The sequence below is a fragment of the Streptomyces yatensis genome (genome assembly GCF_018069625.1).
GTDB lineage: Bacteria > Actinomycetota > Actinomycetes > Streptomycetales > Streptomycetaceae > Streptomyces > Streptomyces yatensis.
Genome location: NZ_CP072941.1, coordinates 4,426,849 through 4,451,023, shown reverse-complemented (window position 1 = coordinate 4,451,023; position 24,175 = coordinate 4,426,849). Strand labels below are relative to the sequence as shown.

Below are 24,175 nucleotides of genomic sequence, written 5' to 3'. Positions count from 1 at the left end.
GATGACTAGGGAGAACGGAATGGGCAAGCTGGACGGGCGGGTCGTCGTCATCACCGGGGCGGCGCGCGGACAAGGCGAGCAGGAGGCGCGGCTGTTCGTGGCGGAGGGCGCGCGGGTGGTCCTGTGCGACGTGCTGGACGAGCCGGGCGAGGCGCTGGCCGAGGAGCTGGGTGAGAGCGCCCGCTTCGTCCATCTGGACGTGGGCCGGGAGGACGACTGGAACGCCGCCGTCGAGGCCGCCAAGGACGCCTTCGGCTCGGTGGACGGCCTGGTCAACAACGCCGGGATCCTCCGCTTCAACGAGCTGGTCAGCACCCCGCTCACCGAGTACCTGGAGGTGGTCCAGGTCAATCAGGTCGGGGCGTTCCTGGGGATGCGGACCCTCGCGCCGGAGCTGGCGGCGGCGGGCGGCGGGACGATCGTGAACACCGCCTCGTACGTCGCCCTGTCCGGTATGCCCTTCCTCACCTCGTACGCCGCGACGAAGGCGGCGGTGGTGGGGATGACCCGGGTGGCCGCGATGGAGCTCGCGGACAAGGGCATCCGGGTCAACGCGATCTGCCCGGGCGCGATCGACACCCCCATGACCAACCCGGCCCAGCTCGACCCGGCCGCCGACGCCGCGGAGGCATCCGCGGCGGTCGACGAGCTCTACCGCAAGCTGGTGCCGCTGGGCCGGATCGGCCGCCCGGAGGAGGTGGCGCGGCTCGCGCTCTTCCTGTCGTCCGAGGACTCGTCGTATGTGACGGGCCAGCCGTTCGTCGTCGACGGCGGCTGGCTGACCGGCGTCTCGGTCTTCTAGGACCCCTCCGGGTACGGCGCGGCCGCGGCCCTTGACGGTCCCTGTCCGCGGTGCCAGAGTCAATCAAAATCTGACGATCCGTCAGATCGAGTCGTCTGAGGCGGTGAACCTCCATGGAATTCGGACTCTTTGTGCAGGGATATGTCCCCGAAAGCCGACGCCGAACCGACCCCGAGGCCGAGCACCACGCGCTCGTCGAGGAGACCGAGTACGTCATCCAGGCCGACCGGTCCGGCTTCAAGTACGCATGGGCCTCCGAGCACCACTTCCTGGAGGAGTACTCCCACCTCTCCGCGAACGACGTCTACCTCGGCTATCTCGCCCACGCCACCGAGCGCATCCATCTGGGCTCCGGCATCTTCAACCCGCTGCCGCAGGTCAACCACCCGGTCAAGGTGGCCGAGAAGGTCGCGATGCTCGACCACCTCTCCGGCGGCCGGTTCGAGTTCGGGTCGGGCCGGGGCGCGGGCAGCCACGAGATCCTCGGCTTCCTCCCGGGGATCACCGACATGAACGCCACCAAGGAGATCTGGGAAGAGACGATCGCCGAGTTCCCCAAGATGTGGCTGCAGGACGAGTACCAGGGCTTCACGGGCAAGCACTGGTCGCTGCCGCCGCGCAAGGTGCTGCCCAAGCCGTACGGGGGCTCCCACCCGGCGATGTGGTACGCGGCCGGATCGCCGCCCTCGTACGCGATGGCCGGCAAGAAGGGCCTCGGCGTGCTCGGCTTCTCCATCCAGAAGGTCTCCGACATGGAGTGGGTCCTCGACTCCTACAAGAACGCGATCAAGGAGGCCGACCCGGTCGGCGGCTTCGTCAACGACAACGTGATGGTCACCTCCACCGCGATCTGCGCCGAGACCCATGCCAAGGCCGTGGAGATCGCGGTCGGCGGCGGGCTCAACTATCTGCAGTCGCTGCTCTTCCGCTACCACGACACCTTCCCCCGCCCCGACGGCATCCCGGAGTGGCCCGAGCTGCTGCCGGAGTACACCGAGGAGATCATCGAACTCCTCATCGCCGAGGAGCTGATGATCTGCGGCGACCCGGACGAGGTCTTCCGCCAGTGCAAGCGGTGGGAGCAGGCCGGGGCCGACCAGCTGTCGTTCGGGCTGCCGATCGGGATCGGCTACGAGGACACGATGAACACGGTCAAGCTCATCGGCGAGCACGTCATCCCGAAGATCGACACCGATCCGGTGCACCGCACCACCCGCTTCCGCCACGCGGAGACCCGGTAGTCGCGGACGCGGGAGCGGAGACTCCGTAGCCGCGGACGTGCGAGCCGAGGCCCAGCAGTCGCGGACGCGAGAGCGGAGCCCCGGGAGCCGCGGACGTGCGAGCCCAGACCCAGCAGCCGCAGACGCGAGAAGGGATCCACCCGTGCTCGACCACCTGATCAAGGGCGCCACCGTGGCGGACGGCACCGGCGCGCCCTCCTACGTCGCCGACGTCGGCATCCGGGACGGCCGGATCGTGGCCATCGGCGAGCCCGGGACCGTCACCGAACCGGCGCGGTCCGCCGAGGACGCCACCGGTCTCGTCCTCGCGCCCGGGTTCGTCGACCCGCACACCCACTACGACGCCCAGCTGTTCTGGGATCCGTACGCCACCCCCTCCATGAACCACGGCGTGACCACCGTCGCGGGCGGCAACTGCGGTTTCACCCTCGCCCCGCTCAACCCCGACCGGCCCGGCGACGCCGACTACACCCGGCGGATGATGAGCCGGGTCGAGGGCATGTCGCTGGTGGCGCTGGAGCAGGGCGCGCCCTGGAACTGGCACGGCTTCGGCGAGTACCTGGACGCGCTGGAGGGCCGGATCGCCGTCAACGCGGGCTTCATGGTGGGGCACTGCGCGCTGCGCCGCCATGTGATGGGCGAGGACGCGATCGGCGGACAGCCCACGCCCGCGCAACTGGAGGAGATGCTGGGGCTCTTCCACGAGGCGATGGACGCGGGGGCGTGGGGGCTGTCCACCACCCAGTCCTCGACCCACTCGGACGGGGACGGACAGCCGGTCGCCTCCCGTCACGCGGGGCCCGAGGAACTCCTGGCGCTCTCCCGGGCCGTCGGCGAACACGAGGGCACACAGATCGAGGCGATCGTGGCGGGCTGTCTCGACCAGTTCGCCGACGAGGAGATCGATTTGCTGGTGGAGATGAGCGCGGCCGCCGGCCGCCCGCTCAACTGGAACGTGCTGACCATCGACGCGGCCGTCCCCGAGCGGGTGCCGCGCCAGCTCCAGGCCAGTGAACGGGCCCGCAAGGCGGGCGGCAGGATCGTCGCGCTCACCATGCCGATCCTCACCCCCATGAACATGTCGCTCGGCACCTTCTGCGCGCTGAACCTCATCCCGGGCTGGGGTGACATCCTGGGCCTGCCGATCCCGGAGCGGATCGCCAAGCTCCGCGACCCGGACGTACGGGCGGAGATGCTGCGCCGCGCGGGCAGCCCCGAGGCCGGGGTCTTCCGCCGCCTCACCCACTTCGGGCGGTACGTCATCGGCGACACCTACAGCGCGGCCAACGCCGGGCTGACCGGCCGCGTCGTCCGCGACATCGCCGCCGAGCGCGGCCAGGAGGACTTCGCCGCCCTGGTGGAGATCTGCGCCGCCGACGAGATGCGCACGGTGCTGTGGCCCATGCCGACCGACAACGACCCGGCCAGCTGGGAGCTGCGCCGGCGGACCTGGGAGCACGAGGACGTCATGCTCGGCGGCTCGGACGCGGGGGCCCATCTGGACCGGATGTGCGGCGCCCCGTACACCACCCGGTTCATCGGCGACTGTCTGCGCGGCCGGAAGCTGGTCGGCCTGGAGCGGGCGGTGCGGATGCTGACGGACGATCCGGCACGGCTGCTCGGGCTGCGCGAGCGCGGCCGGATCGCCGAGGGCTACCACGCCGACCTGGTCCTCTTCGACCCCGAGCGGATCGACGCGGGCCAGGCGCGGCTGGTGCATGACCTGCCGGGCGACAGCCCCCGGCTGGACTCGCGGGCGATGGGGATCGTGAGCGTCCGGGTGGGCGGCACCGAGACCATCCGGGACGACGAGATCACCGGCGCGGTGCCGGGACGGGTGCTGCGGTCCGGCCGGGACACGGAGACGGTGAGCACGAGGGGCTGAGCCGGTGGCACGCGCGGCCCTGATCACGGGCGCCTCACGCGGGATCGGCCTGGCGGTGGCGAAGGCGCTGATGGCGGACGGTGCGGCGGTGTGCCTCACGGCGCGGGACCCTGCGGAACTGGCCGAGGCCGTACGCCGCCTCGGCCCGCGCGCCGTCGCCTGCCCCGGGGACGTGGCGGACCCGGCCCACCCGGAGGCGGCGGTGGCCCGCACCCTCGAGGAGTTCGGCCGCCTCGACATCCTGGTCAACAACGCCGCGACCAACGCCCCGCTGGGCCCGCTGATGACGGTGGACCCGCTCGCCTGGCGCAGGGCCTTCACGGTCAATGTGGAGGCCCCGCTGCGGCTGACCCAGGCGGCCTGGCGGTCCTGGATGCGCGACCACGGCGGCGCGGTCGTCAACATCTGCACCGAGGGCACCCACTGCGTCGGCCCGGGCGTCGGCGCCTACGGCACCGCCAAGACCGCCCTCCTCCGCCTCACCCGCCAGCTCGCCGCCGAACTGGCCCCGTCGGTCCGCGTCAACGCCGTATCCCCGGGCCTGATCCGCACCGAGATGGCCCGCTTCGTGTGGGAGCCCGGCGAGCGGGAGCTCGCCGCGGCGCTCCCGCTGGCCCGGATCGGCGAACCGGAGGACGTGGCGCGCGCGGTCCGCTGGCTGGTCTCGGACGAGGCCTCCTGGATCACCGGCGCGGACCTGGTGGTCGACGGCGGCCGCCGGGTCCGCGCGGCACGGCCGCTGGGCTGACGTGGCTCAGTCGTTCGCCGTTGGTGTCACGCCGTGGCGATGGAGGAAGGCGTCCACGAGACGGTCGGTGAAGTCCTGGCCCACGGGTTCGTCGGTCACCAGTACGCGGTAGTAGAGGGGGCCGGTGAGCTGGTCGGTTTCGGCGGTCAGGTCCAGGCCGGGTGGCAACTCCCCGCGCTCCATGGCCCGTTCCAGCGGGAGGCGGTCGCGGCGGCGCTGGTCGTCGAGGTACCGGGACCGGAAGTCCCGGGCGAACGCCGGATCGTGCTGCGCCTGGGCCACCAGGGCCTTGAAGACCGCGCCGGCGTCGGACGCGCTGAGGAACCCGGCCAGATCGGACAGATAGCTGCGCAGGTCAAGGGCCAGATCACCACGGTCGCGCACGGGCAGGTCCTCGGCCACATCCCGGAGGAAGGCGTCCATCAGGACGTCGGTCTTGGTGCTCCACCAGCGGTAGATCGTCTGCTTGGCGACCCCGGCCCGGCCGGCGATGCCCTCCATGGTGACGCCCGCGAACCCCTTCTCGGCCAGCAGATCGTCCGCCGCGTTCAGCACCGCCAGCCGGGCCTGCTCGCTGCGTCCGTGCCGGTTGCCGTGGTGGCGCGGTGCCGGTCGGTCGGTGCCGCTCGTCCCGGCGGTCTGTGTCGCGCGTGCCATCTCTCGCCTCCCCGAGATCTCAGGATAACCACCCTCCCCGGATCTGATCCTTCTAGACAAGACGCAACGTCGCGTCTACTCTGCAACTCATGACAGTCACTCACACGCTTGCCGACCCCCGGGTCGAGACCGCCCTCAGCCGGATGTTCGCGCTGGCCGAGCAGGACGAGACCGCCCAGGGGCAACTGCCGCCGGACGCACAGGAATCGATGGCCCCGCAGGAGCTCGCCGACGCCGCGGCCGGGATCTACATGCCGATCTCCGCCGAGGGCGGGAAGCTGCTCTACAACCTGGTCCGCGCCATCCGCCCGGCCACGGTGGTCGAGTTCGGCATGTCCTTCGGGATCTCCACGCTCCATCTGGCCGCCGCCGTGCGGGACAACGGCACCGGGCGCGTCATCACCACGGAGATGAGCAAGGAGAAGATCGCCGCGGCCCGCCGCACCTTCGCCGAGACCGGGCTGGACGACGTGATCACCGTGCTGGAAGGGGACGCCCGGGAGACGCTCGCCGACCTCGAGGGCCCCCTGGAACTGGTCCTGCTCGACGGCTGGAAGGACCTGTGCCTGCCCGTGCTGCGGATGCTCGAACCGCGTCTGCGGCCCGGCGCACTCGTCGTGGCCGACGACGTCGACCAGGGCGAGGGCCTCCTGCGGTCGTATCTCGACTACGTACGCGATCCGGCGAACGGCTACCAGAACGTCACCTTCCCGATCGAGGACGGCATGGAGATCAGCTGCCGCCTCTGAGCCGGGGGACCGGGCGGTCGGCCGGTGGGAGATCACCGGCCGACCCCGAAGACCGGTGGACTCCGACGACCGGCCGCCCCCCGACGACCGGCCGCCCCCCGACGACCGGCCGCCCCCCGAAGACCGGCCGCCCCCGAAGACCGCCGGTGGCCCGCTCGGGCCGCCGGCACGATCCGTCCGCGGCACGTCGTCGCGGACCTCTTCCGAAAGAGCAGTGACATGCAGGTATTCATCACCGGAGCGACCGGGTGGATCGGCTCCGCCGTGGTCGACCACATGCTCGACGCCGGGCATGAGGTCACCGGCCTCGCCCGCTCGGACGCCTCCGCCGCAGCGCTCGAGGCCAAGGGCGCCCGGGTGCTCCGTGGCGACCTCGACGATCTCGACGGCATCCGCTCCGGCGCCGACGCCGCCGATGCCGTCGTCCACCTCGCCAACAAGCACGACTTCGCCAACCCGGCGGTGAGCAACCGGGCCGAGCGGGGCGCCGTCCAGACCATCGGCGAGGCCCTCGCGGGCTCTCACCGGCCGTTCATCGTCGCCGCCGGCCTGGCCTCCCTCGTCTCCGGCCGCGTGGCCACGGAGCAGGACCGGTCCCCGTTCCACGGCATCGATTCCTTGCGCGGCGGCGGCGAGAACCTCGCGCTGGAGTTCGTGGAGCGGGGCGTCAACACGGTCGTCGTGCGCTTCGCCCCCACCGTGCACGGGGATGGTGACTGGGGATTCGTGACCTGGCTGGTGGCGACGGCACGCGCCAAGGGCGTCTCCGCCCATATCGAGGACGGGAACAACCGCTGGGCGGCGATCCACCGCGGTGACGCCGGACGCATCGTGCAACTCGCCCTCGACAAGCGGGCCCCGGCCGGCACCATCCTCCACGCCACGGCCGAGACCGGCATCCCGGCCCGCGACATCGCCGGGGCCATCGGGCGCGGGCTCGGCCTGCCCGTCGTCTCCATCCCGGCCGACGAGGCCGGTGAGCACTTCGGCTGGCTGAGCACGTTCTACGGAGCGGACATGGCCGCCGGCAGTGACGCCACCCGCGCGCTGCTCGGCTGGGCACCCGGCGGCCCCACCCTCGCCGAGGACCTCGACAGCGGCTGCTACTACCGCTGACCGTGCGACGGCGGACGGTGTGGCGGGGTGCCCGGACGGCTACGGCGGCCGGAAAGCCCTAGGCGGTCGGCACAGCTGCCACTGCCCGCCGAAGCCGTCGCTGCCCGCCCGAAGCGGTGTCAGTGCTCGCCGAGCCAGATCGGGTTCGTCATCGCCGCCATCGGGCCCGGAATCCCCGACGCCCCGCCGTCCGCGGGGGCGTGGCGCACCTCGGCGCGGACATACGCCGCGTAGGACGCCGTCGTACGCCATTCGGCCGTGAGCGTCCCGGAGTCTGGGACCGCCGTCCCGTACAGCTGGCCCTGGTCGGTGATGAACCGCACCGAGCAGCCCGGGCCCACGCCGGAAACCTTCAGCCGGACCGTCACCACCTCCGCGCCGCCGACCTTCAGGCGCTCGCCGATACCGGCGTGCTTACCGCGCCCGCCGACCGCCTCGAAGGTGAGGTCGATCTTCGAGGACTCGGCGATCCAGCTCCGGCCGGCCCGGATGCCGTCCTGGATGGCGGTGCGGGAGAGGTCGTCGGCGAGCACCACCGTCTGCGGCAGGCCCACGACCTGGGGCTCGCGGTGGGCGTCGCTGTGGCCGACGGCGGGCAGCCAGCGGCCCTCGCCCCGGGAGGCGGCGACCAGGGTGTTGTCCCACTCGGAGATCGTGACCTCGTCGTCCGGGGTGAAGTCCGCGTTCCACACCTCGACCGCGTCGGCCTCGTTGAAGCCGAACTTCCAGTTGCAGCCGACACAGGTGCCGTGCGGATGGGCCGGGATCACCAGGCCGCCGGCCTGCCGGACCTTGCGGGCGAACTGGCCGAAGCGGTTGTCCCGGGCGCGGTAGCGCCAGTCGATGAAGGTGCCGGGGTCGGTGCCGAGGGCGACCACATGGCCGTTGCGCGTGGTGATCTCCTCACCGGTGAGGATCAGCAGGTCATCGCCCCACAGCCCCTCGAAGGCGGCATGCGCCGAGGTGGTGTTGTGCTCGGTGGTGGTGATGAAGTCCAGCCCCGCGGCGCGGGCGGCGGCGACCAGCTCGGCCGGGGTGCGTTTGCCGTCGGAGTGCACGGTGTGCAGATGCGAGTCGCCCCGGTACCAGGCGCGGCCCCGGCCCTTCGCCCGCTGCGGCGGATACACCGGCTTGCGGGCGGTGCCGGGCGCGCCGTACCGCAGCGTGACGGTGACCGAGTAGTCCAGGCCCTGGGGAGCGACCGTGTACGGCCCCAGCACGACATGCCAGGTGCCCGCCTTCACCGGCCCCGCCAGATAGCCGGGCGTCGCCTCCTCGGCGCTGATGGCGAACTCCGTACGGGCCCCGCCGGACCAGCCGCGGAAGCCGCGCCCGCCCAGCTCGGTGCCGCGCTCGTCGAAGATGCCGATGTCGCAGGCGTTTCCCTGCGTGCCGGCCGGGACGGCCGGCTTGTCGTAGGTGTACGACACGGCGATCTCGCGGACCCCGCGCGGCACCTCGACGGGCACATAGACGAAGTCCGGCGCGCCGGTGGGCAGATGGCCGCTGAGGGTCTTCGTCTGCTCATGGCCGTCGGCCGGGCCCGCCGCGTCGGCCTGGGTGAAGGTCATGGGATCGAGTGTCAGCACACCCGCCGCGCCCGCAAGCGCGGAGAGCCTGAGTACATCGCGTCGCTGCATGAGAGACCCCCCAGAGTCGAGAGTGCCGTCCGACACCCGCGTGACACCGTTGTACGCGTGGGTGACACGCGCGGAAAGCCCTGTGGATAACTCCATGGCGACGAGGGAACGTACATCCCCCGCGCCCATCCCGTCCCCCGCGCCCGGCGGACCCGGCCGGCGTCAAGTCCCGTCCGGGCAGCGGACGTCGGCACCCGCCGCGTGTAGCCCGCACGTTTCACGGTGTCCTATTCCCGCCCACGGCCCGCGGCAGCCGTGATCAGACCCACAAAACCGCAGGCCCGGCCCGTCTGGCGGTGTCACACACCGCTCGTATGCTCGGAGGATGACCACGAGCGCGCAGGGAAACGAACCGGCTGCCCCGACTGGCTCCGCCGCCCCCACAGCCAACGCGATGCGCCGTGCGCTCAAGCGCGCCCGCGACGGCGTGGCGCTGGACACCGCCGAGGCGGCGGTGCTGCTCCAGGCGCGCGGTGACGACCTGAAGGATCTGATGGCCTCCGCCGCCAAGGTCCGCGACGCGGGCCTGGAGGCGGCCGGCCGCCCCGGGGTCATCACCTACTCGCGCAGCGTCTTCATCCCGCTCACCCGGCTGTGCCGGGACAAGTGTCACTACTGCACCTTCGCGACCGTGCCCGGCAAGCTGCGCCGCGCGGGCCATGGGATGTTCATGTCGCCCGACGAGGTCCTGGCCATCGCCCGCCGGGGCGCCGAAATGGGCTGCAAGGAAGCGCTGATCACCCTCGGCGACCGCCCCGAGGACCGCTGGCCCGAGGCGCGCGAATGGCTGGAGGCCGAGGGGTACGACGACACCATCGCGTATGTACGCGCCATGGCGATCCGCATCCTGGAGGAGACCGGGCTCCTGCCCCACCTCAACCCCGGCGCGATGACCTGGACCGACTTCCAGCGGCTCAAGCCGGTCGCCCCCTCCATGGGCATGATGCTGGAGACCACCGCCGAGCGGCTGTGGAGCGAGCCCGGCGGCCCCCACTACGGCTCGCCCGACAAGGAGCCGGCGGTGCGGCTGCGCGTTCTGGAGGACGCCGGGCGCAGCTCGGTCCCGTTCACCAGCGGGCTGCTGATCGGGATCGGCGAGACGCACGAGGAGCGGGCGGATTCGCTGTTCGCGCTGCGCCGCGTCTCCCGCTCGTACCACGGCATCCAGGAAGTCATCATCCAGAACTTCCGCGCCAAACCGGACACCGCGATGCGGGGGATGCCGGACGCGGAGCTGGACGACCTGGTGGCCACCGTCGCCGTCGCGCGCCACATCCTGGGCCCGTCCGCCTGCATCCAGGCCCCGCCCAACCTGGTCGACGCGGAGTACGAGCAGCTCATCGGCGCCGGTATCGACGACTGGGGCGGCGTCTCGCCGCTCACCCCGGACCACGTCAACCCCGAGCGCCCCTGGCCCCAGGTGGACGAGCTGGCCGAGCGCTCCGCCGCGGCCGGCTTCAGCCTGCGCGAACGGCTCGCGGTCTACCCCGAGTACATCCAGCGCGGTGAGCCCTGGCTGGACCCCCGGCTGCTGCCGCATGTGACCGCGCTCGCCGACCCCGGGACCGGCCTGGCCCGCGAGGACGCGACCCCCACCGGCCTGCCCTGGCAGGAGCCGGACGAGGCGTTCAGCGCCTCCGGCCGCACCGATCTGCACCACACCATCGACACCGAGGGCCGCACCGGTGACCGCCGTGACGACTTCGACGAGGTCTATGGCGACTGGGAGGCGCTGCGCGAGGCCGCGGCCCCCGGGATGGTCCCCTCCCGCATCGACGGCGACGTCAAGGCCGCGCTGGCCCAGGCCGCCGACGACCCGACCAAGCTGACCGACCCCGAGGCGCTGGCCCTGTTCCACGCCGACGGCCCGGCGCTCGACGCCCTGTGCCGCATCGCCGACGATCTGCGCCGGGCGGCGGTCGGCGACGACGTCACCTACATCGTCACCCGGAACATCAACTTCACCAATGTCTGCTACACCGGCTGCCGCTTCTGCGCCTTCGCCCAGCGCCGTACGGACGCCGACGCCTACACCCTCTCCCTGGACCAGGTCGCCGACCGCGCCCAGCAGGCGTGGGACGTGGGCGCGGTGGAGGTCTGCATGCAGGGCGGCATCCACCCCGATCTGCCCGGCACCGCGTACTTCGACATCGCCCGCGCCGTCAAGGAGCGCGTGCCCGGGATGCATGTCCACGCCTTCTCCCCGATGGAGGTCGTCAACGGGGCGACCCGCACCGGGATGTCCATCCGTGAATGGCTGACGGCGGCGCGCGAGGCGGGCCTGGACACCATCCCCGGCACGGCGGCCGAGATCCTGGACGACGAGGTGCGCTGGGTCCTCACCAAGGGCAAGCTGCCGACGGCCACCTGGGTCGAGGTCGTCAAGACGGCCCATGAGCTGGGGGTGCGCTCCTCGTCCACGATGATGTATGGCCATGTGGACCAGCCCCGCCACTGGCTGGCCCATCTGCGGCTGCTCGCCGAGATCCAGCAGGAGACGGGCGGCTTCACCGAGTTCGTCACCCTCCCCTTCATCCACACCAACGCCCCCGTCTACCTCGCCGGTATCGCCCGCCCCGGCCCCACCAGCCGCGACAACCGCGCCGTCACGGCCATGGCACGGATCCTGCTCCACCCCCATATCCCCAACATCCAGACCAGCTGGGTGAAGCTGGGCGCGGAGGGCGCCGCCGAGATGCTCCGCTCCGGCGCCAACGACCTGGGCGGCACCCTCATGGAGGAGACCATCTCCCGTATGGCGGGCTCCTCCTACGGCTCCTACCGCTCCATCCAGGACCTGGTGGCCATCGCCGAGCTGACCGGCCGCCCGGCCCGCCCCCGCACCACCACCTACGGCCCCGTCCCCGAGGAGCGCCAGGCCGCGGCCCTCGCCTCGGACGGCCATCTGCCCGAGCTGCTCCCGGTGCTGGGGGACTGAGCCCGGCTCAGGGCCGGACCGAGCCCGGCTCAGGGTTCGCGGGCGCGCCGCGCGGATACGCTGCCATGGGAAGCGGGGGAAGGGGCACCCATGGCAGAGCGGCGTCCGACGATTCGGGAGCTGATCCGGCAGCGGCGCCGGTTCGTGGGGCGGCGGCAGGAGCTGGCCGCGTTCCGGGAGAACTTCGCCGTGCCGCCCGAGGACGCCGCGCACCACTTCCTGTTCCATGTGCGCGGCGACGCCGGGGTGGGCAAGACGACGCTGCTGCGGCAGCTGGAGAACACCGCACGGGAACACCGGGCGCTCACCGCCTCCGTGGACGAGTCCGTGAACAGCGTCCCCGAGGTGATGGCGGCCATCAGCGCCCAGTTCGCCCACCAGGGCCACCCGCTGAAGTCCTTCGACAAGCTGCTGGCCACCTACCGGCAGCGGCGCCACGAGGCCGATTCGGCGGCCCATCAGCCCGCGCCGCGGCCATCGGAGGAGGAGGCGGCGGCAGGCGGGCCCCGGCCGTCGGCGTCCAGCGCCTTCGTCGCCCGGGCGGGGCTGATCGGGCTCGGCATGGTGCCGGGCGTCGGGGCGCTGGCCGGGGCGGCGGAACCGGACCGGGTCGCCCAGGCCGCCGACCGCGCGCGGGCCAAGCTCAGCGCCCGCCTCCGCAGCCATGACGACGTGGACCTGGTGATGTCGCCGCTGGACGCCCTCACCCCGGCGTTCCTCAAGGACGTGGGCGAGGTGGCCGCGTCCGTGCCCTGGATGGTGTGGTTCTTCGACACCTATGAGCGCACCGGTCCGCTGCTCGACCTGTGGCTGCGCGATGTGATGTTCGAGGGCCGCTACGGCTCGCTCCCGGCCAACGCGGTGGTGACGCTGGCCGGACAGGGCTCGCTCGCCCCGCGCTGCTGGGCCGACTACGCCGACCTCGTCGCCGACCTCCCCCTGGTCCCCTTTACCGAGACGGAGGCCCGGCAGCTCCTGACCGCCAAGGGCGTGGTCGACGAGCAGGTGGTCGAGGTCGTCCTGAGGCTCACCGGAGGGCTGCCGGTGCTGGTGTCCATGCTGGCCGAGGCCCGGCCCACCACCCCCGAAGCGGTGGGCGACCCCTCCGGCACCGCCGTCGAGCGCTTCCTGAAGTGGGTGAGCGACGAGACCCACCGCTCGGCCGCCCTGGCCGCGGCCCTGCCCCGGAGCCTGGACGAGGACGTCTTCGCGGCCGCGGTGGAGGACGAGGCGGCCGACCTCTACGGCTGGCTGCGCTCGCTCCCGTTCGTGGCCGACGGCGCCGGCCGCTGCGGCTACCACCAGGTCGTCCGTACGGCGATGCTGCGGCTCCAGCGCAACCAGTCGCCGCAGGCCTGGCGCGCCCGTCACCTCCGGCTGGCCGAGGCGTTCGCGCGCTGGCAGCGGCAGCTCGAGGAGACGCTGGAGGGCGACCGGAACTGGGAGCACGAGCGCTGGCTGGACTATCGGCTCGAGGAGGCCTACCACCGGCTGTGCGCGACTCCCGAGGAGGCCCTGCGCGAGGAGCTGCGCGCGTATGTGTGCGCCTATATCGACCACGCGTCGGCGTCGTGGGAGCACCGCTGGAGGCAGATGCTCGTGGAGGCGGGCCGGGATTCCGGCAGCGCTTCCGTGGCCGCCTGGGGTGACCGGCTGCTCGCGGAGTCCACGAGGCGCGACCTGGCCGAGAACGCGACCCGGCTGCTGGACGAGGTGGGGTCGGACGAACGGGCCATGTCCATGACGCTCGGGCTCCGCGGCATGGTCCGCGCGGACATGAACGAGCTGGAGGGAGCGCTGGCGGACGCGGAGCGAGCGCTGGAGCTGGACGCCGACTGTGTGCGTGCTCTTGCCGCCCGGGGGAGTGTGCACCTCGACCGGGACCTTTACGAGCAGGCGCTGGAGAGCTTCGACCGCGCCGTGGCACTGGATCCCGACTTTCCCTGGCCGCTCGCCCGGCGCGGCGAGACCTATCGCCTTCTCGGGCGGTACGAGGAAAGCCTGGCGGATCTCGACCGCTCCTTCGACCTGCACGAGAGCGCGTGGACGGTGGGGACCCGCGCTCAGGTCCACCACGCCATGGAGGACTACGAGAAAGCGCTGGCGGATTTCGGGCGGGCGGTGGAGATCTCCCCCGAATGGTCCTGGATCTACGCGGAGCGGGCCAGGACCTACCGCGCTCTGCGGCGGGACGAGGAGGCGCTCGCGGACTGTGAACGGGCCCTCGAACTCGGCGCCGACTACGCCGCGTTCGGGCGCGTCCAGGCCCTTCGCCTGCTGGAACGCTACGACGAGGCGGTCGACGCGGCCGACCACCGCCTGGCCTCCGACCCCGAGGACCAGGGCATGCTCGCCGAGCGCGGTGAGGTATACCGGATGGTGGACCGCTTCCAGGAGGCGCTGGCGGACTTCGGGCGGGCCATCGAGATCGAGCCTTCGTATGCGCCGGCGCTGGTCCGCCGAGGGCTGACGCATGAGCACATCGGTTCGCTCGGGCAGGCCCTGGCCGATTTCGACGCCGCCGCCTCGGCCTCTCCCGACGACGCGTGGGTGCTGGCCAACCGGGGTGGCCTGTGGCTGCGTCTGGGCGACGACGAGGCCGCCCTCGCCGATCTGGACCGGGCGCTCGGGCTCCGCCCCGACGGCCTGCTCGCGCTGGAGTACAGGGCCAGATGCCACCGCCTGGCGGGCCGGTACGCCGAGGCCGCCGCGGACATCGAACGGGCGGCGGCGCTGGACGGCCAGGACCTCGACATCGCCTTCGAGCACGCGATGCTGGTGAGCGGCACGGCCGGTCTCATCGAGGCGCGCGAGCGGTGGGCCGCTTTCGAAGCGCTGCTGGAGGAGCACGGCGGCCAATGGGACGCGCAGGCCCGGGTGGCCGCGCCGATCATCAGCAGGGCCGCCCTCGGGGACGGGGCCGGGGCGGAGCGTCTCGTGGCGGAGCTGACCGCCGCCCGGCCGTACTGGCAGATCGTCGACGACGCCGTGCGCGCCCTGGACGAGCTCGCCCCGATACCCGGGGTGGATCCCACCCTGCTCGCCACCCTCCGCGCGCCGCTCGCCGAGCTCCGCGCGGCCCTGGAGCCCGGGCCGGCGGCGCTCGGATAAGGGCCCGGAGCGCATACGACATTCGGTGAGGGAATTCGCATTTTCGGAATGCGTCCATCCGTCGTCCTCTCGGTGATGACGCCTTCACAATCCTCGGCGGCCAAGAGGCGATCATTCGGTGTCCATTACAGTTCAAAGACAGTTCAGGGCCATTCACGCAGCGAAGAAAAGAGGCATAGGTCGTGACCGCAACCGCCAGCGCAGCGACCGGCGTATGGGGCCGCGCCGAACAGCAGGACTTCCGCAGCCGGGTGCGCGGCTGTCTGCTCGGCGGGGCCATCGGGGACGCGCTGGGGGCGGCCGTCGAGTTCGCCTCGCTGGACGAGATCAGGGCGGCGCACGGAGCCGAGGGTGTGACGGACTTCCTGCCCGCCTATGGCGGTCGCGGACGGGTCACCGACGACACCCAGATGACCCTGTTCACGGTGGACGGGCTGATACGGGCGCAGGTGCGCCGCGACACGGGGGCCTGGCATCCGCCCACCGACATCCACTCCGCACACCGCCGCTGGTACTCCACCCAGCGCGACTGGGGCCCCGATGAGCGCCGTAAGGACGCCGGCTGGCTGGCCCGCGAGGAGTGGCTGTACGCCCAGCGCTCCCCGGGCCGGGCCTGTATCACCGCGCTCGCCGACGACACCATGGGCACCCTGGAGGCGCCCAAGAACCCCGACTCCAAGGGATGCGGCGCCGTGATGCGCTCCGCCCCCTTCGGACTGCTGGTGGGCTGGGAGCCGCAGCTGGTCTTCCAGCTGGCCATCGAATGCGCGGCGCAGACCCACGGCCACCCCACCGGCTATCTCGCGGCCGGTGCCTTCGCCCTCATCGTGCACGGCCTGGCGCGCGGCGAGGCGCTGGACGGAGCCGTCCAGCGCGCCCTCGCCCATCTGGCCACCCGCCCCGGCCACGAGGAGACCACCAACGCGCTGCGGTACGCGCTGGGCGCCGTACGGCAGGGCCTGCCGACCCCCGAGCGCGTCGCGTCCCTGGGCCAGGGCTGGACCGGTGAGGAGGCCCTGGCGATGGGCCTGTACTGCGCGCTGGTCGCCGAGGACGTCCGCCATGGGCTGCTGCTCGCGGTCAACCACGGCGGGGACAGCGACTCCACGGCGGCCATCTGCGGCAATCTGCTGGGCGCGCTGCACGGCGAGACGGCGCTGCCGCCCGCCTGGCTGGCGGAGGTCGAGGGGCGCGGCACGATCCTGGAGCTGGCCGACGACTTCGCGATGGAGATGACCCAGGGCCCCGCGCTCCACGGCCCGGGCAGCTCCTCCCCGGCCTGGCTCACCCGCTACCCGCGCGCGTAGGTCCGCTCCGGCCGCCGCCGCGCCGCATCCGGGGCGGTGGCCAACTGCCGCCCCACGGTCCCGATCCCCTTCCATGGACGCCTTACGGTGCGCAGGGTCAGATACGCGGCCACGCCCAGGAAGGCGATGCCGATCAGCGGATAGACGGCGGTGAGGAGCATCTGGGCGGGGTTCTGGTGGAGCTCCACCCGGGTCGGCCTGCTGTGGGGCGCGTACCAGACCATGAAGGAGCAGAACAGCAGCCCGGTCACCACCGTCCAGGCCGTCCAGCCCGCCGTGCGCCGCCGCACCGCCTCCACCGCGAGCAGCAGGACCATCGGGACGGCCCACACCCAGTGGTGCGACCAGGAGACCGGGCTGACCATGAGGGCGGTCACCGCGCAGGTCAGGGCGGCCCAGGCGCGGGCGTTCGGCAGCCGGCTCTCGTCGGTCAGCTGGGCCGCGACCGCCGTGGCCAGGCCCACACAGCCGACCAGCGCGGCCGCCATGAGCCACCACATGCCCGGGTCGGGGGTGTGCAGGACGCGGGCGAGCGCGCCCTTGAGGTTCTGGTTGCCCGCGCCCTCGACATCGCCGGGGCGGTCGGTCGCGAAGAGGACCTCGGTCCAGAAGCGCCGGGAGTCATGCGGCAGCGCCAGGGCCGAGAACGCGACCGTAAGGGCGAAGGCGGCGGTCGCGACGGCCGCGCGCCGCAGATGGTCGTTCCAGAAGCGCCGCCCCGGCGGTCCGCCGCCGGGCTCGCCTCGCCTCCGGACCGCCCCGGCCGCCCACAGCCGACGGAGGCCGAGGAACAGTCCGGCGAGCCCCAGGAAGACCACGAAGAGCCCCGGGGTCAGCTTGATCCCGGTGGCGATGCCCGTCCCGACCCCGGCCCAGCGGTGGCCCGCCCGGCGGGTCAGATCCCCCAGCACCAGCGCCGTGACCAGCAGATTGATCTGCCCGTAGCGCAGGGTCGTCCACACCGGCTCACACCACACCGCGACGGCGGCCAGGGCCAGGACGGCGGCCGGTCGCGGCACCCGGGCGGGTGGATCGACCAGCCGCAGCGACAGATGGGCCACGGCGACCATCAGGCCGAGGTTGACGGCCGTCCCGAAGGCCCGCAGGACGCCCGTGGCCGGCACGGTCAGCGGGGTGAAGACCAGCGCCGCGAACGGCGGATAGGTATTGGGGAGATTGTGCTGGGTCGCCCGCATGTCGTACAGATCCTGGGCCTTGCGTACGGTCCATCCCTCGGCGCGATAGACCAGCAGATCGACCATCGACACCTGGGCGGCCCGCTGTGCGATCCAGAATCCGGTGAAGGAGAGCAGACAGAAGACCGCCGCACACAGCACCGGCCGGCGCAGTACGAAGGCGCGGGCCCGGTGGATCCGGGAGTCGGTGATCGTCTGTGTGGCGGTCACGGGGGCTCCAGAGGTCCCTGGGGACCGCGACTCGGCCGGGGCGGGTCGACGAATCGGGGTCCGGGGGTCGTGCGGTCGGGGGCGGTCGGCTCGGACGGCCGCCCATCGTACGTTCCGGATGTGGACGGCAGGTGGAGGAGAGATTGCCTGGACAGCGTGGATCTCCCGATCGTCACTCCCGCACCACGTTCCACTTCCGCCCCGCCGCCGGAGGCGGTCCGGCCGTAAGGCGGAATAGACGGAACCGGGCCGCCGGTCACCCCGCGATGGGAGATGACCGGCGGCCCGGATCGTGGCCGCCGTGCGGAGGGCGTCAGTCCGTGGCGCCCGCGACCGACTTCTGGCCGGTCGCGCCCTGCTCGGGCTCCGACAGTGCGGCACTCGCTGAACCCGGCCCGTCGTCATCCGAGTTGAGCGAGGCGAGGATGGCATCGCGCTCCGGGGTGTCCTCCGGCTTGATGTAGCCGATGACGATGTAGAGCACGAGCGAGACCGCGAGCGGGATGGAGATCTGGTACTCCAGGTTCACGCCACCGTCGATCGCGTCGTTGATCGGGTAGTTGACCAGGTAGAAGGCGATCAGACCGAGCGCCCAGCTGGCCAGGGCCGCCGTCGGGCCGGACTTGCGGAAGGCGCGCAGCATGCCCAGCATCAGCGGGATCGCGATCGGCCCCATCAGCCCGGCGACCCACTTGATCACCACGGTGATGATGTCCCCGAAGAAGTCCGAGTTGACCTGGGTGGCGATGGCCATGGACAGGGCGAGGAAGAGCAGCGTGGTGTAGCGGGCGGCGAGCAGCCCGGTACGGGTGGACCATTCCCGGACCGACTTGAAGATCGCGGGCATGATGTCCCGCGTCACCACGGCCGCGATCGCGTTGGCGTCCGAGGAGCACATTGCCATGGTGTGCGAGAAGAAGCCGACGATCACCAGCCCCAGCAGACCGTGCGGCAGCAGGTGCTCGGCCATCTCGGCGTAGGAGTCGGCGGGCTTGTCCGTCTTGATGATCAGGGGCGCGACCCACATGGGGAAGAACAGGACCAGCGGCCACACGAACCACAGGACGGCCGACAGACGGGCCGAACGCCTGGCGGAGTGGGCGCTGTCGGTCGCCATGTAGCGCTGCGCCTGGTTCCACATGCCGCCGTTGTACTCGAAGGTCTTGATGAAGAGGTAGGCGAGCAGGAAGGTCAGGGTGTACGGGCCGACGGTCGGCTCGTGGTGGCTGCTGGGGAGGTCGTCCCAGACGGTCCAGAAGGTGGAGAAGCCGTCCAGCTCGTTGAGGACCGCGATCAGCATCGCGATGCCCGCGATGAGCTGGATGATGAACTGGCCGAGTTCGGTGAGCGCGTCGGCCCACAGCCCGCCCACCGTGCAGTAGATGGCGGTGACCACGCCCGTGATCAGGATGCCCTGGTTGAGCGAGACGCCGGTGAAGATGGACAACAGGGTGGCGATGGCCGCCCACTTGGCACCCACGTCGACGATCTTCAACAGCACCCCGGACCAGGCCAGCGCCTGCTGGGTGGGGAGGTTGTAGCGGTTCTTCAGGTATTCGAGCGGTGAGGCCACCTTCAGCTTGCTGCGCACCCGGTTGAGGCGCGGAGCGAAGAGGTTGGCGCCGATCGCGATGCCGATGGCGATCGGAAAGGACCAGGTGACATAGGAAGTGATGCCGTATTGGTAGGCGATGGCCGCGTATCCCGTGAACATCACCGCGCTGTAGCCGGACATGTGGTGCGAGATGCCGGACAGCCACCAGGGCATCTTGCCGCCGGCCGTGAAGAAGTCGCTGACGTTGTCCACGCGCTTGTGCGACCAGAGGCCGATGCCGACCATGACACCGAAGTAGCCGATGAGTACAACCCAGTCGAGACTGTTCATGTCCCCTCCAGGGGTCCGCCATATGAACGGGTGCGCACTTCGCCGCGACGTTCGTCATGGGCGGTTCCCCCGAGCGGGAGCGGGGTACTTCCGGGATTGAACCGCTCGTTCGGGTGACCGGTCAAGGGTTCTAAGGGTCACGAGTGTGAACACAGATCAGAAAGAAGAACGAATTTACTCTTTCTTGACCTGACGGGGCGTTGTCGTTCGCATGCTCGTGAACCCACGATGAGCGGGCACTTCGTCAGACGCACGCCCACCGATCGATGGGTCGTACGGGAGCGGGATCCCGAAAGGCCGGACAGGAGTCGCGCTAACGCATCAGCTCACCGGCGTTCACCAGCAGCGACTGTCCGGTGATCGCCCGGGCCCGGTCGGAGGCCAGGAACACCGCGGCCTCCGCCACATCCCCGTCCGTCGCCAGCTCGGGCAGGGCCATCGCGTTTGTGAGCCGGGCCAGCACCTCGGCCTCGCTCACCCCTTCGGTCTGCGCCGTGAAGGCCACATACGCGCGCACCGGCGGCCCCCACATCCAGCCGGGCTGCACGGTGTTGACCCGTATCCGGTGCGGACCCAGTTCGCGCGCGAGCGCGTACATGGTGGAGGTCAGCGCGCCCTTGGAGGCGGCGTACGCGGTCTGGCGCACCCTGGTGGGGGCGGCGGAGGACGACTGGGTGCCGATCAGCACGACCGAGCCGCCGTTCCGTTTGAGCGCGGGCAGGCAGGCGCGGGTCATCCGCAGCGTCCCGAACAGATTGATGTCCACCACTTCGGCCCAGGACGTGAAGTCGGCGTCCTCGAGGCCGCCGAAGTGGCTGTCCAGCGCGGCCACATGGACGACGGCGTCGATCCGGCCGAAGCGGTCCGCGGCGAGCGCGGCGAGGGCCTCGCACTGCTCCTCGTCGGCGATGTCGGTCGGCCGCCAGGCGGTGCGCCCACCGCCCGGATCGACCTCCTCCGCCACCTTCCGCAGCCGCTCCTCGGTCCGCGCCCCCATCACCACCCGCGCCCCGTCCCGGACGCACGCGGCCACCACCCGGGCCCCCAGCCCGGGCCCGACCCCGGAGACGACGACGGTCTTGCCCTGCAGCGGCATGGCGGCACCTCCCGTGTCCGGCGTCGCGTCAGATTAGGGTTGTGGCCCTCAGATGGCCAGAGCGCGGCAGCGGTCGGGCTCCGGCGGAAGGCGAGTCCCGGCCGTACGGCCGCCGTCCGATTCCGCGCACTTGATACCGACAGCCCCCTCCCCAACTGACGTCTCGTCAGCTAAACCTGGGGGGCATGACAAGTGACGCGTACGCGGAACTGGCCTCCGTCGGCCCGTACGGAGTGCGCCCGGGGCATGCCCTGATCACGATGGTCGAGCCGCATCCGGGCCATGAGTACGCCTACAACCGCTGGTACGAGGACGACCACTTCATCGCGGGCGCGATGGCCATGCCGTGGATCTACGCGGGCCGCCGCTGGGTCGCCACCCGCGAACTGCAACTGCTGCGCTATCCGGAGAAGTCGGCGATCGCCCGACCGGTGACCGCCGGCTGCTACCTCTCCGTCTACTGGCTCACCGAGGGGCGCTACGCGGACCATATGCGGTGGACGGTCGGGATCAACAAGCGGCTGCTCCGGGACGGGCGGGTCTACCAGGACCGTACGCATGTCTTCACGGCCTTCCAGGACCACGAGGCGACCGTCTACCGGGACGGGGCGGCAGGTCCGCGCGATCACCACGCGCTGGACCACCCCTACGCCGGGCTGGCGCTGGAGGTGATCGAGACCGAGGGCCCCGAGCAGCGGGAGGAACTGCTCGCGTGGCTCCGATCCAGACATCTGCCGCGCCGGCTCGCGGGCTCGCCCGCCGCGATGGTCACGGTCTTCCGGCCGACCCCGCTGCCCTCGGACCGGATGGCGTATGTGCGGCAGGTCGAGGGGGTCGACACCCGGCTGACGCTGCTCTGGTTCCTGCAGTCCGATCCCCGGGAATGCTGGGAGCGCTGTTTCACCGGTCTCGACGGTGAGGTGGCCGATGCAGGTCGGGGCCGGGTGGAATTCATGGCGCCGTTCATTCCGACGATTCCCGGTACAGACCAATACGTGGCAGAACTCCGCTGAAGCGGCGACGCGGGAATGCCCCGGAAACGCCTGGAGCCCTCTCGGCAGGGACGGCGACCGGTCGAGAGGGCTCGGGTACAGGCTTGCGGCCCTGCGCCGCCGACCGCGCTGCCGCGGCCGGGTGTCAGGTCAATCAGCCGAGGTCGAAGGCGCCACGGCTGACGTCGGACACAAAGGCCGACCACGATGCGGGGGCGAAGCTGAGCGTCGGTCCCTGGGGGTCCTTGGAATCGCGCACGGCGATCTCGCTGGTGACCGGGGAGGAGATTTCCACGCAAGCGCCGTTTCCGGCCGAGTACGAGGATTTCACCCACATGCTCGTCTTTCCCTGCTGAATGGACACGATTGCTCCGATGCGTTTTGTCGATGAGACCCACCCCCGTTTGGAGGCGTCACCGACGTTACTCGGCAACATCGTCCGGAAAGCGGGCCATTCACTCGACCGGATGGCATATTCCCGTGGCCCCTTCCGCAACACGGTGCGGAGGTGTATCTTCCGCCCCTCATCCCTCGCGCCGGAGCGTTCCCGTCCTCCCTCAGTCCGCCGGGGCGGCCTCGCCCTCCTCCTGGTGCCGACGGGCGTGCTCCTGGGCCATCTCGGTGATGAACTGGCGGCTCTGATCCGCGTTCAGCGCCTGGGCCCGCAGATGCTCGTACATCATGCTGTAGCTCTGCACATCGCTGAGCTTCTCCAGATACAGGTCGCTGGTCACGCCCTCCAGATAGACGACGCTGGTGTCCGACTCGTCCGAGAACTCCAGGATGGTGAACTGCCCGCTCATCCCCGGATGCGACCCCATGTCGAACGGAAGCGCCTGGACCGTCACATGGGGCTCGTGGCTCATCCGGACCAGATAGTCCAGCTGATCGCTCATGATCTTCGAGTTGCCGACCACCCGGCGCATCGCCGCCTCGTCCACGACCGCCCACAGCCGCAGCGGGGCCAGCGGATCGGTGATCCGCTCCTGGCGCCTGAGCCGGACCTGGACCCGCTGGGCGATCTGGTCCTGCGGGGCCTCCGGGAGGGCGCCGCTGATCACCGCCTCCGCGTAGTCCGGTGTCTGCAAGAGGCCGGGGAGCACCTGGGGTTCATAGACCCGCAGGGACGCCGCGTCCGTCTCGAATCCGATGTAGACGCTGTACGGCACATCGCCGAAGGCGTTCCACCAACCCTGCTGGCGCGACTCCTTCGCCATTTGCATCAGGGAATCGACCAGCGCCTTGTCCTCCACCTTGTAGGTGCGGCACAGGTCGCGCACATCGCGCTGACTGATGCTGCGGCGCCCGTTCTCCAGTCGGCTGATCTTCGACTGGGAGACCATCAGCTCCTCCGCCACCTCCTCCGCCGTCATGCCTTTCTCCTGGCGGAGTCTGCGCAGCTCCTGGCCCAACCGGCGTCGCCGGACAGTGGGGCCGACGTTCGATGTCACAGGACGTGCACCTCCGGCTTCGTGCTGCTGATTTCTGCTGTTCAGCAGCCTGCCACTACCGGACGGGGGCGCGCTGGGAAATGGCCGCACAAAGGCGGCCGCACCACGGTGGACGAACGCGCGCGCGGGGCGGCGGGACGGCCGGTCGTCCAAATCGGCCGTCCCACCACCCCGCGCGCTTCAGCGGCTCCCGAACCGGGTCAGTGGGGACTGCGGTGCGGTCGGTGGAGCGTGAGTGGTGCTCGGTGCGGCCCGGAGCCGGACGGTGGCGCTCCGCCCCGGACGGTGCCGGGAACGGTCTCCGCCGCCCCGCTGACGGGCTGCTGGTGCGTTCGACGGGCTGGTCGTACGTGGTGGTGCGGTGGTGCCCCGAAGGGGCCTCAGCGCGCTCCGACGCGGGCCATGCTCCCGCGGCGGGACGGCTGGGCCGGAACGCCGGCCGCGGGCTCCGCCGCGGCGCCTGCTCCCGCCTGTCGGCCCGGGGCCGGTGCGCGCCGTGGCTGCGCCGCGACACCGTTCTGCACGTCCATCACGGCGTGCGCCACGAGACCGCCCATCGGGTCGTGCCGGATCAGATCCCGGAGCCTGGAGCGCGAGGAGCGCCCCTCGTTCCCGGGATACAGATGCTTGCCGAGCCCGACCGCGTGGGCCAGGGCGGCGAGCGCGGCGGTCCGCGGGTCCGGCGGTACGCCGGTGCGGATCGCGCTGTCCAGCCGGGCCCTGATCTCCCGGCTGATCGCCGTGTCCGTCGCCTGGTAGCGCGTCGTCGGCAGTACGCCACACATCTGGCCCGCCACGGCATGCACCATGCCGCAACGCTCCAGGTGCGTGAGGTACGTCTGGCGCAGCCCCAGCCGGGGCCCGCCGATCCAGTGGACCGCGCGCACCGGGCTGCCGCGTCGGCGCAGCAACTCCAATGCGGAGTCCAGAGTCGGATCTCCGGTCGGCCGTGGCAGCACCACGGCGATACGATCCCCGTCAGGGGCTATCCGTCCGGCCAGGGCCAGCTCCACTAGCTGTGCCCCGGCAAGACCCAGGTCGAGCGACTGCGGCTGCGCCGTGGTACCCGTGGTCGGGTCCAAAGCGAGCAGCAGAAGCTCCTCCGGAATTGTTCTGCGGCTCCTGCCCATCCATGCCTCCCCGCGTGGATG

General features: G+C 71.4%; 18 protein-coding genes. 10 read left to right on the top strand and 8 right to left on the bottom strand.

The window, feature by feature from the left end; all coding sequences use genetic code 11:
- The first annotated feature begins 19 nt into the window (after positions 1–19).
- The 4 genes from J8403_RS18280 to J8403_RS18265 all read left to right on the top strand — a co-directional run bounded on the left by J8403_RS18280 (position 20) and on the right by J8403_RS18265 (position 4,676).
- Positions 20–802: an SDR family NAD(P)-dependent oxidoreductase gene (locus tag J8403_RS18280; protein ID WP_211124141.1), complete on the top strand. Its 783-nt coding sequence runs from the start codon at positions 20–22 to the stop codon at positions 800–802.
- Positions 803–915: 113 nt separating this feature from the next.
- A complete protein-coding gene (locus tag J8403_RS18275; protein ID WP_211124140.1) occupies positions 916–2,043 on the top strand; it encodes an LLM class flavin-dependent oxidoreductase in 1,128 nt (375 codons plus the stop codon).
- 142 nt (positions 2,044–2,185) lie between these two features.
- Positions 2,186–3,928, top strand: coding sequence for an N-acyl-D-amino-acid deacylase family protein (locus tag J8403_RS18270; protein ID WP_211124139.1), 1,743 nt, complete (start codon positions 2,186–2,188; stop codon positions 3,926–3,928).
- Positions 3,929–3,932: 4 nt separating this feature from the next.
- Positions 3,933–4,676, top strand: a complete 744-nt coding sequence (locus J8403_RS18265; protein ID WP_211124138.1) for an SDR family oxidoreductase — start codon at positions 3,933–3,935, stop codon at positions 4,674–4,676.
- Positions 4,677–4,682: 6 nt separating this feature from the next.
- On the opposite strand, the gene J8403_RS18260 is transcribed toward J8403_RS18265, so the two are convergent.
- Positions 4,683–5,333 (bottom strand): TetR/AcrR family transcriptional regulator, encoded by a 651-nt coding sequence (locus J8403_RS18260; protein ID WP_211124137.1) that lies wholly within the window; start codon positions 5,331–5,333, stop codon positions 4,683–4,685.
- A gap of 89 nt (positions 5,334–5,422) precedes the next feature.
- On the opposite strand from J8403_RS18260, the gene J8403_RS18255 reads away from it, so the two are divergent.
- Both J8403_RS18255 and J8403_RS18250 read left to right on the top strand, forming a co-directional pair.
- Positions 5,423–6,082: an O-methyltransferase gene (locus J8403_RS18255; RefSeq protein ID WP_211124136.1), complete on the top strand. Its 660-nt coding sequence runs from the start codon at positions 5,423–5,425 to the stop codon at positions 6,080–6,082.
- 219 nt (positions 6,083–6,301) lie between these two features.
- Positions 6,302–7,198: an SDR family oxidoreductase gene (locus tag J8403_RS18250; protein WP_211124135.1), complete on the top strand. Its 897-nt coding sequence runs from the start codon at positions 6,302–6,304 to the stop codon at positions 7,196–7,198.
- 119 nt (positions 7,199–7,317) lie between these two features.
- On the opposite strand, the gene J8403_RS18245 is transcribed toward J8403_RS18250, so the two are convergent.
- Positions 7,318–8,838 (bottom strand): CehA/McbA family metallohydrolase, encoded by a 1,521-nt coding sequence (locus J8403_RS18245; protein ID WP_211124134.1) that lies wholly within the window; start codon positions 8,836–8,838, stop codon positions 7,318–7,320.
- Positions 8,839–9,163: 325 nt separating this feature from the next.
- Between J8403_RS18245 and J8403_RS18240 the strand changes: the two genes are divergently transcribed.
- From J8403_RS18240 to J8403_RS18230, 3 genes are all read left to right on the top strand, one after another.
- Complete coding sequence (locus J8403_RS18240; RefSeq protein WP_211124133.1) at positions 9,164–11,776, top strand: bifunctional FO biosynthesis protein CofGH; 2,613 nt, start codon at positions 9,164–9,166, stop codon at positions 11,774–11,776.
- Between the two features lie 90 nt (positions 11,777–11,866).
- A complete protein-coding gene (locus J8403_RS18235) occupies positions 11,867–14,887 on the top strand; it encodes a tetratricopeptide repeat protein (protein ID WP_211124132.1) in 3,021 nt (1,006 codons plus the stop codon).
- 182 nt (positions 14,888–15,069) lie between these two features.
- The gene (locus tag J8403_RS18230) at positions 15,070–16,194 is read left to right on the top strand and encodes an ADP-ribosylglycohydrolase family protein (RefSeq protein ID WP_211124131.1); all 1,125 of its coding nucleotides are present in this window, start codon (positions 15,070–15,072) and stop codon (positions 16,192–16,194) included.
- On the opposite strand, the gene J8403_RS18225 is transcribed toward J8403_RS18230, so the two are convergent.
- The 3 genes from J8403_RS18225 to J8403_RS18215 all read right to left on the bottom strand — a co-directional run bounded on the left by J8403_RS18225 (position 16,179) and on the right by J8403_RS18215 (position 20,581).
- Positions 16,179–17,600, bottom strand: coding sequence for a glycosyltransferase 87 family protein (locus tag J8403_RS18225; protein ID WP_211124130.1), 1,422 nt, complete (start codon positions 17,598–17,600; stop codon positions 16,179–16,181). The two genes, J8403_RS18230 and J8403_RS18225, sit on opposite strands and share 16 nt — an antisense overlap.
- A 313-nt stretch (positions 17,601–17,913) precedes the next feature.
- The gene (locus J8403_RS18220; RefSeq protein WP_211124129.1) at positions 17,914–19,485 is read right to left on the bottom strand and encodes a sodium:solute symporter family protein; all 1,572 of its coding nucleotides are present in this window, start codon (positions 19,483–19,485) and stop codon (positions 17,914–17,916) included.
- 313 nt (positions 19,486–19,798) lie between these two features.
- Positions 19,799–20,581: an SDR family oxidoreductase gene (locus J8403_RS18215; protein WP_211124128.1), complete on the bottom strand. Its 783-nt coding sequence runs from the start codon at positions 20,579–20,581 to the stop codon at positions 19,799–19,801.
- A 185-nt stretch (positions 20,582–20,766) separates the two neighbouring features.
- Here J8403_RS18215 and J8403_RS18210 point away from each other — a divergent pair, with 185 nt between their 5' ends.
- Positions 20,767–21,594, top strand: a complete 828-nt coding sequence (locus tag J8403_RS18210; protein WP_211124127.1) for a hypothetical protein — start codon at positions 20,767–20,769, stop codon at positions 21,592–21,594.
- 133 nt (positions 21,595–21,727) lie between these two features.
- Here J8403_RS18210 and J8403_RS18205 read toward each other — a convergent pair whose 3' ends face one another.
- The 3 genes from J8403_RS18205 to J8403_RS18195 form a co-directional block, all read right to left on the bottom strand.
- Positions 21,728–21,937: a DUF397 domain-containing protein gene (locus J8403_RS18205; RefSeq protein ID WP_059148857.1), complete on the bottom strand. Its 210-nt coding sequence runs from the start codon at positions 21,935–21,937 to the stop codon at positions 21,728–21,730.
- 193 nt (positions 21,938–22,130) lie between these two features.
- Positions 22,131–23,024 carry a helix-turn-helix domain-containing protein gene (locus J8403_RS18200; RefSeq protein ID WP_014054303.1) on the bottom strand — a complete coding sequence of 298 codons (894 nt, stop codon included), beginning with the start codon at positions 23,022–23,024 and terminating at the stop codon, positions 22,131–22,133.
- A 380-nt stretch (positions 23,025–23,404) separates the two neighbouring features.
- Complete coding sequence (locus J8403_RS18195) at positions 23,405–24,154, bottom strand: GOLPH3/VPS74 family protein (RefSeq protein ID WP_211124126.1); 750 nt, start codon at positions 24,152–24,154, stop codon at positions 23,405–23,407.
- Positions 24,155–24,175 lie beyond the last annotated feature (21 nt).